Here is a 14,329-nt window from a genome sequence, read left to right on the forward strand (position 1 = left end):
TATGCGTGGCCGATGACGACGCTGATCCAGTGCTGCGAACCGCCGCGTAGCCTCGGTTCGTGCGCGCCAAGGTGGAGACGATCCGGATCGACGGCCTGCCGGTGCGCCTGCACACCGTGGCGCCCGCCGGACGTGTGCGCAGCGACGTCGCCCCCACCGTGGTGCTCGTCCACGGCATCGGGATGTCCCACCGCTCGTTCGCCCGGTCGCAGTGTGCGCTCGCCACGACCCACCGCACCGTCAGCGTCGACCTGCCCGGCTTCGGTGGGCTGCCCGGTGCCGGCCGGACCCTGCCGATGGCCGAACTCGGCGACCTGGTCGTCCGGGCCATCCGGGCGCGGGGTGCCGACGACCTCGTGCTCGTCGGGCAGTCGATGGGTGCGCAGGTCGTGACGGAGGCAGCCCGGCAGCACCCCGGGGCCGTCGGCTCCGTCGTCCTGGTCAGCCCGGTGATCCCGGTGGAGCGGCGGTCCCTGCCGCTGGTGGCATCCGACCTGTTCCGCGACGGAGCGGGTGAGGGGTTCCGGATGAACGGCGTGCTCGTCACCGACTACCTGCGGAGCGTCCGGCAGTACATCCGTGAGCTGCGCCCGATGCTCCGATACCGGCTGGAGGACACGATCGCCGAGGTGCGCCGACCCGTCCTCGTCGTTCGGGGCGCCGAGGACCCGATCGTGCGCCGTGACTGGGCCGTCGGCGTGGCAGCCCGTGCACCGCGAGGATCGTTCGTCGAACTCCCGGGGCCGCACCACGTGCAGGAGCGGCAACCCGTCGCGTTCGCCCGACTCGTCGGCGAGTTCCGACGCTCGCACGCTGCGGAGGACATCCGATGACCGAGCCGACCGTCTCGGCGAGGGGACCGGCGCGCACGGGCCGACCCGTGCCTCCCGGCATCCCGCTGCTGCGACGCGCGAGGTGGGCCGCACTCGACTGGTGGTACGCGATCTCGTGGCAGGTGCGGAGCCTCGGGCCCACCACCGCTGACGACTACCGGACCGGCGACGGTCAGCCCGTCGTCGTGATCCCCGGCGTCTACGAGACCTGGCACTTCATGCGGCCGCTCATGGACGCCCTGCACGACCGAGGGCACCCGGTGCACGTGCTGCCGGTGCTGCGGCACAACCTGCGGCCGGTGCCGGACTCGGCGCGCGACGTGTTCGCGTACCTCGAGGAGCACGACCTGCGGAACGTGCTCGTGCTCGCGCACAGCAAGGGCGGACTCATCGGGAAGTACGCGATGACCCAGCTCGACGACCACGGCCGCATCGACCGCATGGTCGCCGTGTCCACGCCCTTCGCCGGGTCGGGCTACGCGCGGCTCGCTCCGGTGCGGCACCTGCGGGTGTTCCGGGCGGCCGACCCCGTGCTCGCCGGACTGGCGCGGGAGCTCGACGCGAACGCCCGCATCACCTCGGTCTACGGGGTCTTCGACACGCTCATCCCCGAGGGCAGTGAACTGTCCGGGGCGACGAACGTGCGGCTGCCGGTGGGCGGGCACTTCCGGATCCTCGGCGACGTCCGCACGCGCGACGCGGTGCTGGCGGCCGCCGACCCAGACTGAAGCGCGCCCGTCCCGTCCCCGTCCCCGTCCCGTCCCCGTCCCGTCCCCGAGGTTCCGAGATCTCGGCATGTCGGCGCTCGGCTCGCCGCAGTTCGGAACCTCGGCGATGATCACCCGGCGAGTCGTGGAACCTCGGGGCGCGGCCAGACTGCCTCAGGCTCCCGGCAGGAACAGGCAGAACGGGTGCCCGTCGGGATCGAGCAGCACCCGGACGTCGTCCTGCGGTTGGAACGCGGCCGGTGTGGCACCGAGCTCTTCGGCGCGGGCGACGGCTGCCGACAGGTCTTCCACCTGGAAGTCGAGGTGCAGCTGCATGCCGGGGGCGTCGGCGGTGCCGGGCCAGGTCGGCGCGACGTACTCGGGCTCGTACTGCACGGACAGGCCGGGGCCCTCGGCGGGGCGGATGCGGGCCCAGGTCGGGTCGTCCTCGTACACGGTCCACCCGGTCAGGGCGCCGTAGAACCGGGCGAGGGCGATCGGCTCCGGGGACTGCAGGACGGTCGCGGCGAGCGTCGGCATCGAGGCGTCTTCGCTGGTCATGCCGCGGAGCGTACGCCGATCAGCGATCAGCGATCAGCGATCAGCGATCAGCGATCAGCGATCAGCGATCAGCGGTCAGCGGTCAGCGACGCTCGCGCGCTCGACGATGCGGTGCGGCACGACCACGGTCTCGGGCGGCAGGCTCCGGTCCTCGATCCGTCGGGTCAGCAGGTCGAGTGCTGCCGTCGCGAACGCCCGTCGGTCGAACGACACCGTGCTGAGCGCGGGGATCGCGTACGCCGCACCGTCGATGTCGTCGAACCCGATGACGCTGACGTCCTCGGGGACGCGGACGCCTCGGGCGGCCAGGACGTGCAGCACGCCGAACGCGATCGAGTCCGTGAACGCGAACACGGCGTCGGGCAGGGGGTGCTCGTCGAGCCAGGCCGCGAACGCCGTCGCCGCCGCGCTCGTCGTCCAGGACGGCAGCGGCACCCGCAGCGCCGGGTCCGGTTCGATCCCGGCGGCGGCGAGCGCGGCGAGGTACCCGCGCTCCCGCAGCTCGCTGGTGGCGGTGGGCTCGGACGCCCGGGCGGCACCCACGACCGCGATCCGGCGGTGGCCCCGGGACACCAGGTAGGCGGTGACCTGCTCGGCGGCGGCCCGGCTGTCGACGTGCACCTGGTCGACGTGCTCGGGTTCGACCTCGCCGATCACGACGGTCGGCGGCAGCCCCTCGGTCGAGGCCAGGACGCTCGCGCTGAGCGACACCGGGTTGAGCACGAGGCCGTCGACGAGGTGGGCGCGGGCTCGTGAGACGAGCTCGCGCTCGCGGGCCGGGTCGTTGCCGGTCTGGTCGAGCTGGACGACCCATCCGCGCTCGCGGGCGAGTTCGACGAACCACTGCGCGAGTTCGGCCGAGTAGGCGCTGCCCATCTCGGGCAGGGTCAGGGCGATCGCACCGGAGCGGCCGTTCCGCAGCCCGCGGGCGGACAGGTTCGGCACGTAGTCGAGTTCGGCGACGGCCCGCTCGACGCGCTCGCGGGTCTCCGGGCGCACCACCACGCCGCCGTTGATGACGTTGGAGACGGTCTTCGGCGACACCCCGGCGAGGGTGGCCACGTCCCGCACGGTTGCGCGCATCGGGACGAGCGTAGCGCGGCCGGTCTCCGGTGGAGTCGTCCTGTGGGGCTGCGGGTGTGCGCTCACTGGAGCGTTACAACGATGGAAACGTTTGGCAACGAATTGCCACCGCGTCCCCCGGCGCGCCAGGGTCGCTGCAGGAATCCAACGGAGGAGGCCACCGAGTGACGAAGCTCGACGTCCGCGCGACGACCACTGCGCACACTGCACCGCCGCCGCACCCCGGACTCCGACGGCGCACGACGTGGCAGCGGATCCGCCGCGACCGGGTGCTGCTGCTGATGGGCCTGCCGGGAGTCGCCCTGCTGCTCGGGTTCCACTACCTTCCGCTGCTCGGCAACCTCATCGCGTTCCAGGAGTACCTGCCCTTCGTCCCGCTCGGCCGGAGTCCGTGGGTCGGAGTCGAGAACTTCGCAGTGATCTTCGACGGGGACCCGGAGTTCCTCGGCGCGCTCCGGAACACCCTTGTGATCACCCTCGTGCAGGTCGTGTTCGTGTTCCCCGCGCCGATCATCCTGGCGCTCATGCTCAACTCGCTGCTGTCCGAGCGGATCAAGGGCGTCGTGCAGTCGATCCTGTACCTGCCGCACTTCCTGTCGTGGGTGATCGTCGTCGCCGTGTTCCAGCAGATCCTCGGCGGCTCCGGGCTCGTGAACAACGCGATCCGCGCCGCGGGCGGTGACGCGATCGACTTCCTCGGCAACCCCGACGGGTTCATCGCCCTGCTCACCAGCCAGGTGATCTGGAAGGACACCGGCTGGGCGACGATCCTGTTCCTCGCCGTGCTCAGCTCGATCGACGCCAGCCTGTACGAGGCGGCGAAGATGGACGGCGCCTCGCGCTGGCGGCAGCTGTGGCACGTCACGCTGCCGGGCATGCGCGGCATCATCATCCTGCTGCTCATCCTGCGCCTCGGCGACTCGCTCACCGTCGGGTTCGAGCAGATCCTCCTGCAGCAGGCCGCGGTCGGTCGAGCGGCCAGTGAGGTCCTCGACACCTACGTCTACAACAACGGCGTGCTCGGCGGGCAGTGGGGTGTCGCCGCGGCCGTCGGGCTCGTCAAGGGCGTCGTCGGCGTGCTGCTCGTCCTCGGCGCCAACAAGCTCGCGCACGTCTTCGGCGAAGCGGGCGTCTACCAGAAGGAGTCGCGATGAGCGCCACCCGGAGCGTGACCGTGCCCGCGGGGACCACCCGGAAGCACCGCCCGCTGGACGCGCCGCCGCTGCCCGGTCGGCTGCTGACCGGGTTCGTCCTGCTCGTGATCTGCTTGGTCGTCCTGCTGCCGTTCCTCGGCATCGTCTCGACGAGCGTCGCGCCGTCCAGCCAGGTCAACGGTGCCGGGGGCTTCGTGATGTGGCCGACCGGGCTCGACTTCAGTGCCTACGAGAGCATCTTCGCCGGCGGCGTCGTCACCCGGGCACTGCTCGTCAGCGTCGGCATCACCACGGTCGGCACCCTGATCAGCTTGTTCGTCACCGCGATGCTCGCGTACGCGCTGAGCCGGCCGGGATCCTACGGACACGGTGTGGTCCTGAGCCTCGTGCTCGTCAGCCTGTTGTTCGCGCCGGGGCTCATCCCGAACTACCTCGTGGTGAAGCAGTTCGGCCTGCTCGACTCCTACTGGGCGCTCATCCTGCCGACGGCGCTGAGCGCGTTCAACGTGATCGTGATGCGCTCGTTCTTCATGGCGATCCCGCGCGAGCTCATCGAGAGCGCCCGCATCGACGGCGCCGGTGACTTCGGCGTCTTCCTGCGGATCGTGCTCCCGCTGTCGAAGGCGGTGCTCGCCGTCATCGGGCTGTTCTACGCGGTCGGTTACTGGAACGCCTTCTTCAACGCCCTGCTGTACATCAACGACACCGCGAAGTGGCCCCTGCAGCTGGTGCTCCGCACCTACGTGATCAACAACGCGCAGCTCGGCGGCGCCGACCTCGGCACGAGCTCCGACGCGCTGCCCCCGCAGGCGTCGATCCAGATGGCGATCCTCGTCGTCTCGATCGTCCCCATCCTCATCCTCTACCCGTTCCTGCAGCGGCACTTCGCCAAGGGTGTCCTGACCGGCGCCGTGAAGGGCTGACACCATGACGACCAACGCACCACGGGGCATCAGCCGCCGCGGCCTGATCGCCGGCGGTCTCGGGATCGCGGCCACGGGCCTCCTGGCCGGTTGTGACACCGTCACCCGTTCCACCGACGTGAAGGCGATCAACCGGGCCGTCACGCTGCCGGACTACGTGCCGTGGGCCGGCGGGCCGGACCCGGTGCTGCCGAAGACCAGCGCGCTCATGCCGTCCGCGTTCCGACGGATCCCGGCGGACCTGGTGCCGACCGACCGCGTGCCCGGCGACGGGTCGACGCTGCACGGCAGCGTCCCGACGAACTCGCCCGTCCCGCCGTCGAAGGGCAGCAACCCGTACTGGCAGGGCCTCGACGAGCGGATGGGCGTCGACCTCGACCTGACCATCACGCCGAACGCCGACTGGGGCAACAAGTTCGCCACACAGGTCGCGGGCGACACCCTCGGCGACGTGTTCACGGTGTTCGGCACGTTCTCGTACCTGCCGCAGTTCCTCGAAGCCAAGGCGGCGAACCTCACCGAGATCCTCTCCGGCAGCGGCGTCCGGGACTACCCGTACCTCGCCAACCTGCCCACAGCGTCCTGGCGCGGGACCGTGTTCTCGGGCGGCATCTACGGCGTGCCCGTCCCCCGCGGGCCGCTCACCACCGGCGTGCTGCACCGACGGCAGGACCTCTTCGAGCAGCTCGGCGTCGACCCGTCGTTCCGCGACCTCGGCGAGTTCGAGGCGCTCTGCCGCGAGGTCTCCGACCCGCAGCGCAACCGCTGGGCCCTGGGCTCCGTGCCGACCAACATCCTGGCGTCGATGTTCGGTGTGCCCAACCAGTGGGATGAACAGGATGGCCGCCTGACCCACATGTACGAGGTCGACGCGTACCAGGACATGCTCGAGGCATCGAGGAAGCTCTTGGCCGACGGCCTCGTCCACCCCGACAGCGTCACCGCCTACAACGGCAAGGTGTGGTTCGTGCAGGGCTCGGCGCTGATGCTCCAGGACAGCTACAGCGCGATCCCCGGGCTGCTGCAGCAGGCCGAGCCGGGCAGCGGGTTCCGCATGACCATGGCCCCGTTCGTCGGACCGGGCGGCGCGAAGCCGAAGCCGTGGCTCGGGGACCCGAACAACGCGATCACCGCGTTCGCGGCCGGATCGGAGGACCGCATCCGCATGTTGCTGGGGGTACTGAACTGGTGTGCGTCGCCGTTCGGGACCGAGGCCTGGATGTACCGGAAGTTCGGCATCGAGGGACGGGACTTCGACTTCCGCGACGGCGCCCCGGTCCTCACGTGTGGGCAGCTTCGCTCCGTGTCGTCGGAATCGCTTCCTTCGGTGTCGGGACGTCGCGGGTGCGCGAGACGGCCCGCGTGACTTGGGGTTCGGGTGCATAATGGTGGTGTCTTCGGACCCGGTAGTGGGGCTTGCCGGACCCAACCTCGACAGTTGTCGACAACAGTCCCTATCTCAGCTGGTCGCGCTTCTGCGCGCCTGAGGTAGGGAGTGTCATGACAGCACCAATCGGTTCCGGACCGGTCGTCGTCGGCGTCCTGCCCGGCCTCGCTCCGGGGGTCATCGAGGTTGCGTCGTCTATCGCGCGGCGCTTCGGTACGACGCTGGTGTGCGTCAGCGTGGATGCATCGCTCTTCGATGCCGGTACGCGCTCGGACGGGTCGGTGATGGTGGAACCGATCGACCCTGACACCGCTGACACGACACCGCAGGGCTTGTCGGACAGTGACAAGGCGGCAGTACGTGCTGCCGCAACGACCTACGGCGTCGACGTCACGTTCGTCCCGGGTGTCGGGGATCCGAGCCGGGCACTGTCGCAAGTGGCCGAAGACCGCGACGCGGCGATGCTGGTCGTCGGGGCCAGGACGGGAGCGGGTCGAATCGCGGAGTTCTTCACGGGGTCGGTCGCGGTACGGCTGACCCATCAGCAGCACCGTTCAGTGCTCGTAGTGCCCGTTGATCCGGTCGGGTTCGATGCCCCACTGCCGTTGGACACCCCGTGACCGGCCAGCTTGTTCTGCTCCGCCACGGACAGAGCACTGCGAACGCTGCCGGTACCTTCACCGGCTTGCGAGACGTCGCGCTGACCGAACAGGGCAGCGCCGAAGCGAATCGGGCTGGGTTGCTACTTCTGCATGCCGGCATCCGACCGGACCTCGTGCTCACGTCGACGCTCGAGCGGGCGCTCCACACGGCGGAGCTCGTCACCGACGTCCTCGGACGTGATGCGCCGATCGAGTCGACGTGGCGGTTGAACGAGCGGAACTACGGCGCCCTCACCGGCATGTCCAAGCAGAATGCGCAAGCGGCGTTGGGGGCGGAGCAGTTCTTCGCTGTTCGTCGGACCCGCACGGGACGGCCACCACGCATGTCGATCCGCGCGTGGCTGGCGCTCCGGCGGACGCCGGCGCTTCGTGGACTGCCGTGGGCGGCACTTCGTCGAACCGAAACACTCTCCGACGTCATCCGCCGGGTCCAACCCGTCCTGTCGCACAGCATCACCCCGGCACTCCGCGACGGGCAGACAGTGCTCGTCGTCGCGCACGGCAACTCACTGCGGGCACTGTGTGCCTGCATGGACGGCCTAACTGACGGTGAGCTCGCGGACCTGAACCTCCCCACGGGCGAACCCCTGATCTACCGGTTCGACGGCGACGGTGGGTTCTGTCCGCGGGGTGGGGAGTACCTGCATCCGGCAGCACGAGCAGCAGCGGCAGCGGTCGCTGCGGAAGGTGGAACATGACCTCCCGAACGGACACGCACCTGCCCGATGGGCAGCTCCCGCCCGACCCAGACATCGACGCCAACGACCCGGAACGTATCGACCGGCCAGTGCATCTGCGGTGGCGGTACCTCGGTGTCGTCGCACTCGGCGGCGCCATCGGTACCGCCGCACGCGACGGACTCAGCACCGCGTTCCCCGCTCAGCAGGAGGTGTCCTGGGCGATCTTCTGGATCAACATCGCCGGCGCGCTCCTACTGGGTGTGCTGCTGGAACACCTCGCGCATCGCGGACCTGACGAGGGTCGCCGCCGGACACTGCGCCTGCTTCTGGGAACCGGTGTCCTCGGCGGGTTCACCACCTACAGCACCCTCGCGACCAGCACCGCGGTGTTGTTCCTCGCTGGCCGCGGGTTGGCCGGCACCGGGTACGCGCTCCTGACGGTCCTCGCCGGCGCGATCGCCGCCGGTAGCGGCCTCGCGATCGCGGGTTTGGTCCGACCGAACGGGGCCACATCATGAGCGCCCTGGCCTTCCTCAGCGTCGCGGTCGCTGGCGGTGTCGGCGCGGCCGCACGGTTCTTCGTGGATGGTGCGATCAACCGGGGTCGGCAGTTCCGGCTCCCGGTCGGGACGCTGACGATCAACATCACCGGCTCGTTCCTGCTGGGCTTGATCACCGGCGCCGCCGGTCACCTCGGCGCCACCCCCGTCGCGGTGCTCGGAACAGGGCTCATGGGTGGCTACACCACGTTCAGCACCGCCAGCTTCGAGACCGTCCGCCTCGCACGCACTGGCCGCACCACCGCGGCTGCCGTGAACGGGCTCGGGATGCTCGTCGTCTCCGTCGCCGCAGCCGCCGGGGGCGTCACCCTCGGCACCCTCACTTGACCATCCGACTGGGAGACGAACAGCTCATGCACTTCGACATCACGATCGAGATCCCCCGCGGCAGCGGCAACAAGTACGAGGTCGACCACGCCACCGGACGGATCCGCCTGGACCGGGCGGTGTTCACCAGCATGGTGTTCCCGCAGGACTACGGCTCGATCGACGACACTCTCGGCGATGACGGCGACCCCCTCGACGCGCTCGTGCTGCTGCCCCGGCCCACGTTCCCCGGCGTCGTCATCGACGTCCGCCCGGTCGGGATGCTCCGCATGGTCGACGAGAACGGCGGCGATGACAAGATCCTCACCGTCCCCGCCGGAGACGTCCGCTTCGACCACGTCCAGGACATCTCCGACGTCGCCGAGCCGGTCCTGGCGGAGATCGAGCACTTCTTCGCCCACTACAAGGAGATCGAGCACGGCAAGCACGTCACCACCAACGGGTGGGCGAACCGTGTCGACGCCGAAGCCATCATCCGCGCCGCACAGGAACGGTTCACCCCGCACCCCTGACCGGCACCCGCGCACCCGACACCATCCAGTGCGCGCCCTGAACCGCCGTGGGGAGGCAACTGGCGCCCAGTGATCGCCAGGAGGTCGTCCCTCCGCCTCCCCGCGGCCCACACCCGCACGACCAACCCGAAAGGCGACAACCGCCGTGAACGACTACATCAGCAACGTCCACCACACCACCCACCATCAGGGCGAGTACGTGACCCACACCAGCCGCCCCGTCACCATCAGCAGCCTGCACGGCTCCCGGATCCTCGACTCCCGCGGCTACCCGACGATCCAGGTGCGTCTCGAGCTCGAGGACGGCACCGTCGTCACCGGTGACGCCCCCGCAGGCGCATCCACTGGCGCGCATGAGGCTGTCGAGCTTCGCGACGGCGGCAGCAGCTACGGCGGCCGCGACGTGAGCCAGGCACTGCACCTCATCACGACGGACGTCGCACCGATGATCACCGGCCAGTCGTGGACCTCGATCGGGCAGGCCGACGCCGCCCTCGCTGCCCTCGACGGCACCCCGAACCACCGCCGGCTCGGCGCGAACAGTGTCGTCGCGACCTCGATCGCGATGGCACGCGCTCTCGCCGCCGCAGCGGAGCTGCCGCTCTGGCGTTGGATCGCAGACGTCACCGGCAGCACGCCCCGCCTGCCCGTCCCGCACTTCAACGTGCTCAACGGCGGAGCGCACGCAGCGAACGCGCTCGACTTCCAGGAGTTCATGATCGCCCCGGTGAACGCCGAGACCATGACCGACGCGGTTCGGATCGGATCGGACGTCTACCACGCGCTGGCGGCACTGGTCCGGGAACGGTTCGGCAGTCTCGGTCTCGGGGACGAAGGCGGCTTCGCCCCGTCGATCGCCGCGCCCGAGGAGGCCCTCGACCTCCTCGTCGCCGCGATCAGTGCCGCCGGTTACGAGCCCGGCGTGGACACCGTCGCGATCGCACTCGACCCGGCGGCGAACGAGTTCGCGCTCGGTGACGGTAGCTACCGGGTCGTGGACCGCCGGCTCGACCGCGCAGGCATGGTCGACTACTACCGCGACCTCATCAGCCGGTATCCGATCCGGAGCATCGAAGACGGCTTCTCCGAAGATGACCACGGCGGCTGGAAGGCGATGTCGTTCGCGCTCGGCGACATGCTCCAGATCGTCGGCGATGATCTCTACGTCACCGATCCGCAGCGCATCCGCGACGGTGGGAAGGACGGGCTCTCGAACGCGGCGCTCATCAAGCCGAACCAGATCGGCACCGTCTCCCAGACCCTCGACGCGATCGGCGTCGCACGCTCGCTCGGGATGCGGAGCATGGTGTCGCACCGGTCCGGCGAGACCACCGACACGTTCATCGCGGACCTCGTCGTCGGCACCGGAACCGGACAGATCAAGTCCGGCGCACCCGCCCGCGGAGAACGCGTCGCCAAGTACAACCGGCTCACCGAGATCGCGGAGAACAATCCGGAGCTGCCCTACGGGCTGCGCTGACCCCGACCGGTCACCTCGTGGGCGACGCGCAGGAAAGCAGAACCAGCTGGCTGAGGCTCTCCCGACCAGATCGCCCGCAACGGCCGGGCAAGTGGCGGCCCAGCGAGCGGGACCCGCACCAGCGACCCGTCGTTGATGTCGGCGGCGACCGTGCGAAGGCTCATCACCGCCGGTGCAATTCCAGCCTGCGCGTTCGCCCGGATGATGCTCGTGGTCTCCAGCACCGCGGCCGGAACCGACATGCTCAAACCGGCCTCCCTGAGCCATGCGGCGAGGGTCGCGCGAGTTCCGGAACCTTCTTCCCGCAGGAGCAGAGCCGTCGCCGCCAGGACCTCCGCAGTGATCCCGGTCGACCGAGCCCAGGGATGTTCCGGCGCAACGACGACCGCGAGCTCATCGTCCGCGATCACCTGCGCGGACACACCTGCCGCCGTCACCGGGGTCTCCGTGAACCCGAGGTTCGCGCCACCCGACTGCACGAGGTCCGTCACCGCGGCGGAGTTGCCCGCGATCAGGCGCACCCGCACGTCGGGTTCGCGGCGGCGGAATTCGAGCAGCCAGCCCGGCAGCAGCAGCTCCGCGATCGTCTGTGACGCTGCGACGACGAGCGAACCCGTGGGAGTCCGCAGCGCAGCCACTCCTGCTTCGAGGTGGCGAGACGCGTCGAGGACCGGTCCGGCCAGCCCGACGACGAGCCTGCCGGTCTCGGTCAGCACCGACCCCGTGGTCGAGCGGTGCACCAACAAGTGACCGACCATGCGCTCGGCGACCCGGATCCGAGCAGACACTGCCTGTTGCGTGACGCCGAGCGCTCCAGCGGCAGCGGAGAGGGAGCCGGTCTCGGCGACGCGTGCGAGCACGTCGAGTGTGTCGAGGTCGAGGGTTCGGTCCGTGAGTCGCCGTAGTGCCACAATCATTGATTGTGCCCTGCCAAGAGGTTCCGGGTACCGCCAGAGGCAGGATTCGCGCAGGCTTGGCCCATGACAACGCTCCGCACGGACCCTGCACCCGCGAACGGTAGCCAGCTGCCCCAACGGCCGCAGACGGCGTTGTTCCGTGACCTGGAGCGGCCAGGCCTGATCGTGTCGAATCTCACACCGAACTGGTTCGCGTCGATCATGGGCACGGGGATCGTCGCTGTCGCAGCTGCGTCACTGCCGCTGCAGTTCCCCGGGCTGCGCCTCGCGGCGACGGTCGTGTGGGCGATCGCCGCGGTGCTCCTCGTCGCCCTCACGACCGCGACGGTGCTGCACTGGATCCGCTACCGGAGCACTGCAGCCGGGCACCAGCTCAACCCGGTGATCTCGCACTTCTACGGCGCACCACCGATGGCGTTCCTCACCGTCGGCGCCGGGACACTCCTGCTCGGCAAGGACTGGGTCGGCCTGCCCGCCGCCGTCACCATCGACTGGGTCCTGTGGACCATCGGCACCATCGGAGGACTGCTCACGGCAGTGCTCGTGCCGTACCTGGCGTTCACCCGCCACGAGAACAAGCCCGACTCCGCGTTCGGCGGCTGGCTGATGCCGATCGTCCCGCCGATGGTGTCCGCCTCCACCGGTGCGCTCCTGCTGCCGTACGCCCCCGCCGGGCAGGCGCGGGAGACGCTGCTGTGGTCCTGCTACGGCTTCTTCGGCCTCAGCCTCATCACGTCGCTGGTCGTGATCACGCTGATCTGGAACCGTCTCGCGCAGCACAAGGTCGGGGCCGCCGGCATGGTCCCGACTCTGTGGATCGTCCTCGGGCCGGTCGGACAGTCGATCACCGCGGTGAACCTCCTCGCATCGAACGCCCCCACCGTTGTCGATGCGAGTACCGCGCATGCCCTGCTGGTCGTGGCGCTGGTGTACGGGTTCGCGATGCTCGGCTTCGCGCTGCTGTGGACCGTCATCGCCCTCGCGATCACCATCCGCACTGCCCGCGAACACTTGCCGTTCAGCCTGACTTGGTGGTCCTTCACGTTCCCCGTCGGGACCTGCGTCACCGGCCTGAACGGGCTCGCCCTGCACTCAGGCCTGACCGTCGTTGCCGTCCTCGCCGTCATCTACTACGCCGGCCTCGTCGCCGCATGGATCACCGTTGCCCTTCGCACCTTTCACGGATCCGTCATCCGTGGCACCCTGCTGGCACCGCCACAGCCGGCATGAGTACCCCCGAGGAACTCGCTGACGTTCGATCGCTGAACGGTCTCGCGGAGACGTGGCGGACCGCGCCCGACGGCAGCCGACGGTTCGTCCCGAGCTTCGACCCACGATCCGGCGGCAGATTCAGCCGTGTCCTGGTCCTGATGCAGTCGCCTGGCCCCCAGACCATCGCCGCAGCGCACGCAGCGATCTGCAGCGAGGACAACCCGGGCCCGACCGCGGCCGCGTTCCGAGCAGCCCGTATCGAGTCCGGACTCGCACGCGGCGAGTACGTCCGCTGGAACCTTGTCCCATGGGAACTGCCCGACCGCGTGCGACTCGAGGACATCGACGAGGGGCGGCATGCCCTCGCCACACTGCTCGCGGCCCTCCCCGCTCTCACTGCGATCGTCACGTACGGGGCCGTTGCCCTCGACGGCGTCATGCGACACTTCACCCTGGACGAGCACCCCCGACTCCTTCCGGTCATCGCAGCACCACATCCGTCTCCCGCCAACGGCCGCCACCGATCGGAACAACACCTCCGTTCCGTGCAAGCACTCCGGCTCGCCGCGCGAGCGCGGCAGACGTAACAAATACGAACGATTCCGCTACAACTGTCCGTACCGGCGCTCCGCCCGGGTGCGAGGCGCCGTGTCTTGTAGCGGAACCCAGTCCCGGAATCTACGTGCCGCCACTACCCCTCTTGGTCGAGTTTCGCTACGTTCTCTTCATGGGTCACCTCCTCGGGTACGCGCGCGTGTCCACCACAGACCAGGACGCGTCGCTGCAGATCGACGCGCTCAACGCCGCTGGCTGCTACCGCGTGTTCATCGACACCATGTCCGGGTCGCTCCAACACCGGCCCGAGCTCGACAAGCTCCTCGATCAGCTCCGGCCCGGCGACACTCTCGTCGTCTGGCGACTCGATCGGCTCGGCCGGTCCATCCGGCACCTCATCGATCAGCTGCACGCTCTCGCCGAGCGCGGCATCGGGTTCCGGTCCCTGCAGGAGACCATCGACACCACCTCGCCCGGCGGTCGGCTCGTGTTCCACGTCTTCGCCGCGTTGGCGGAGTTCGAACGTGACCTCATCAAGGAACGCACCAACGCCGGCCTCGCCGCCGCCCGAGCCCGCGGCCGCACCGGCGGCCGACCATCTCGCCTCTCCGCGGACCAGGTGCGCACCGCACGCCGGCTCTACGAACAGCAGGACATGACCGTCGCGCAGATCGGCGACGTGCTCGGCGTCAGCCGCACCACCATCTACCGTGCACTCGCGAAGCACGCCGAGCCCGTCGCGGCGCGACGAACCAAGCCTTCCCCAACGATGTAGCT

At 69.6% G+C, this 14,329-nt stretch carries 17 protein-coding genes; 14 read left to right on the forward strand and 3 right to left on the reverse strand.

Translation table 11 applies throughout. The annotated features are described in order from the left end of the window. Positions 1-59 precede the first annotated feature (59 nt). A complete protein-coding gene (locus ABH929_RS15400; RefSeq protein WP_404561826.1) occupies positions 60-833 on the forward strand; it encodes an alpha/beta fold hydrolase in 774 nt (257 codons plus the stop codon). Then, positions 830-1,561: an esterase/lipase family protein gene (locus ABH929_RS15405; RefSeq protein ID WP_404561827.1), complete on the forward strand. Its 732-nt coding sequence runs from the start codon at positions 830-832 to the stop codon at positions 1,559-1,561. Before ABH929_RS15400 ends, ABH929_RS15405 begins: the two co-directional genes overlap by 4 nt. A gap of 153 nt (positions 1,562-1,714) precedes the next feature. Here ABH929_RS15405 and ABH929_RS15410 read toward each other — a convergent pair whose 3' ends face one another. Further along, positions 1,715-2,101: a VOC family protein gene (locus ABH929_RS15410; RefSeq protein WP_240347415.1), complete on the reverse strand. Its 387-nt coding sequence runs from the start codon at positions 2,099-2,101 to the stop codon at positions 1,715-1,717. 75 nt (positions 2,102-2,176) lie between these two features. Continuing rightward, complete coding sequence (locus tag ABH929_RS15415; protein ID WP_404561828.1) at positions 2,177-3,184, reverse strand: LacI family DNA-binding transcriptional regulator; 1,008 nt, start codon at positions 3,182-3,184, stop codon at positions 2,177-2,179. A gap of 164 nt (positions 3,185-3,348) precedes the next feature. Here ABH929_RS15415 and ABH929_RS15420 point away from each other — a divergent pair, with 164 nt between their 5' ends. The 9 genes from ABH929_RS15420 to eno all read left to right on the forward strand — a co-directional run bounded on the left by ABH929_RS15420 (position 3,349) and on the right by eno (position 10,868). Further along, entirely contained in the window at positions 3,349-4,338 is a 990-nt protein-coding gene (locus tag ABH929_RS15420; protein WP_258373213.1) for a sugar ABC transporter permease, read from the forward strand. Beyond that, positions 4,335-5,261: a carbohydrate ABC transporter permease gene (locus ABH929_RS15425; RefSeq protein WP_111084721.1), complete on the forward strand. Its 927-nt coding sequence runs from the start codon at positions 4,335-4,337 to the stop codon at positions 5,259-5,261. Before ABH929_RS15420 ends, ABH929_RS15425 begins: the two co-directional genes overlap by 4 nt. A gap of 4 nt (positions 5,262-5,265) precedes the next feature. Next, complete coding sequence (locus ABH929_RS15430; RefSeq protein WP_404561829.1) at positions 5,266-6,627, forward strand: hypothetical protein; 1,362 nt, start codon at positions 5,266-5,268, stop codon at positions 6,625-6,627. A gap of 134 nt (positions 6,628-6,761) precedes the next feature. Beyond that, positions 6,762-7,268 (forward strand): universal stress protein, encoded by a 507-nt coding sequence (locus tag ABH929_RS15435; RefSeq protein ID WP_055960828.1) that lies wholly within the window; start codon positions 6,762-6,764, stop codon positions 7,266-7,268. Further along, positions 7,265-8,008, forward strand: a complete 744-nt coding sequence (locus ABH929_RS15440; RefSeq protein WP_055960826.1) for a 2,3-diphosphoglycerate-dependent phosphoglycerate mutase — start codon at positions 7,265-7,267, stop codon at positions 8,006-8,008. The genes ABH929_RS15435 and ABH929_RS15440 overlap by 4 nt, the downstream gene beginning before the upstream one ends. Beyond that, positions 8,005-8,508 carry a fluoride efflux transporter FluC gene (locus ABH929_RS15445; protein WP_404561830.1) on the forward strand — a complete coding sequence of 168 codons (504 nt, stop codon included), beginning with the start codon at positions 8,005-8,007 and terminating at the stop codon, positions 8,506-8,508. The genes ABH929_RS15440 and ABH929_RS15445 overlap by 4 nt, the downstream gene beginning before the upstream one ends. Beyond that, positions 8,505-8,876, forward strand: a complete 372-nt coding sequence (locus tag ABH929_RS15450; protein ID WP_055960823.1) for a CrcB family protein — start codon at positions 8,505-8,507, stop codon at positions 8,874-8,876. Before ABH929_RS15445 ends, ABH929_RS15450 begins: the two co-directional genes overlap by 4 nt. 26 nt (positions 8,877-8,902) lie before the next feature. Continuing rightward, positions 8,903-9,388: an inorganic diphosphatase gene (locus tag ABH929_RS15455; RefSeq protein ID WP_055960822.1), complete on the forward strand. Its 486-nt coding sequence runs from the start codon at positions 8,903-8,905 to the stop codon at positions 9,386-9,388. Positions 9,389-9,533: 145 nt separating this feature from the next. Further along, positions 9,534-10,868 (forward strand): phosphopyruvate hydratase, encoded by a 1,335-nt coding sequence (eno, locus tag ABH929_RS15460; protein WP_083393829.1) that lies wholly within the window; start codon positions 9,534-9,536, stop codon positions 10,866-10,868. Here the strand turns inward: eno and ABH929_RS15465 are convergent. Further along, positions 10,853-11,785, reverse strand: coding sequence for a LysR family transcriptional regulator (locus ABH929_RS15465; protein WP_208385475.1), 933 nt, complete (start codon positions 11,783-11,785; stop codon positions 10,853-10,855). The genes eno and ABH929_RS15465 overlap by 16 nt on opposite strands. A gap of 165 nt (positions 11,786-11,950) precedes the next feature. On the opposite strand from ABH929_RS15465, the gene ABH929_RS15470 reads away from it, so the two are divergent. The 3 genes from ABH929_RS15470 to ABH929_RS15480 all read left to right on the forward strand — a co-directional run bounded on the left by ABH929_RS15470 (position 11,951) and on the right by ABH929_RS15480 (position 14,327). Beyond that, the gene (locus ABH929_RS15470) at positions 11,951-13,015 is read left to right on the forward strand and encodes a TDT family transporter (protein ID WP_240614499.1); all 1,065 of its coding nucleotides are present in this window, start codon (positions 11,951-11,953) and stop codon (positions 13,013-13,015) included. A gap of 140 nt (positions 13,016-13,155) precedes the next feature. After that, a complete protein-coding gene (locus tag ABH929_RS15475; RefSeq protein WP_228506156.1) occupies positions 13,156-13,584 on the forward strand; it encodes a uracil-DNA glycosylase in 429 nt (142 codons plus the stop codon). Between the two features lie 140 nt (positions 13,585-13,724). Continuing rightward, positions 13,725-14,327 (forward strand): recombinase family protein, encoded by a 603-nt coding sequence (locus ABH929_RS15480; RefSeq protein ID WP_071297643.1) that lies wholly within the window; start codon positions 13,725-13,727, stop codon positions 14,325-14,327. Positions 14,328-14,329 lie beyond the last annotated feature (2 nt).

Origin of the sequence: Curtobacterium sp. AB7, assembly GCF_044909335.1 — a bacterium.
Taxonomy (GTDB): domain Bacteria; phylum Actinomycetota; class Actinomycetes; order Actinomycetales; family Microbacteriaceae; genus Curtobacterium.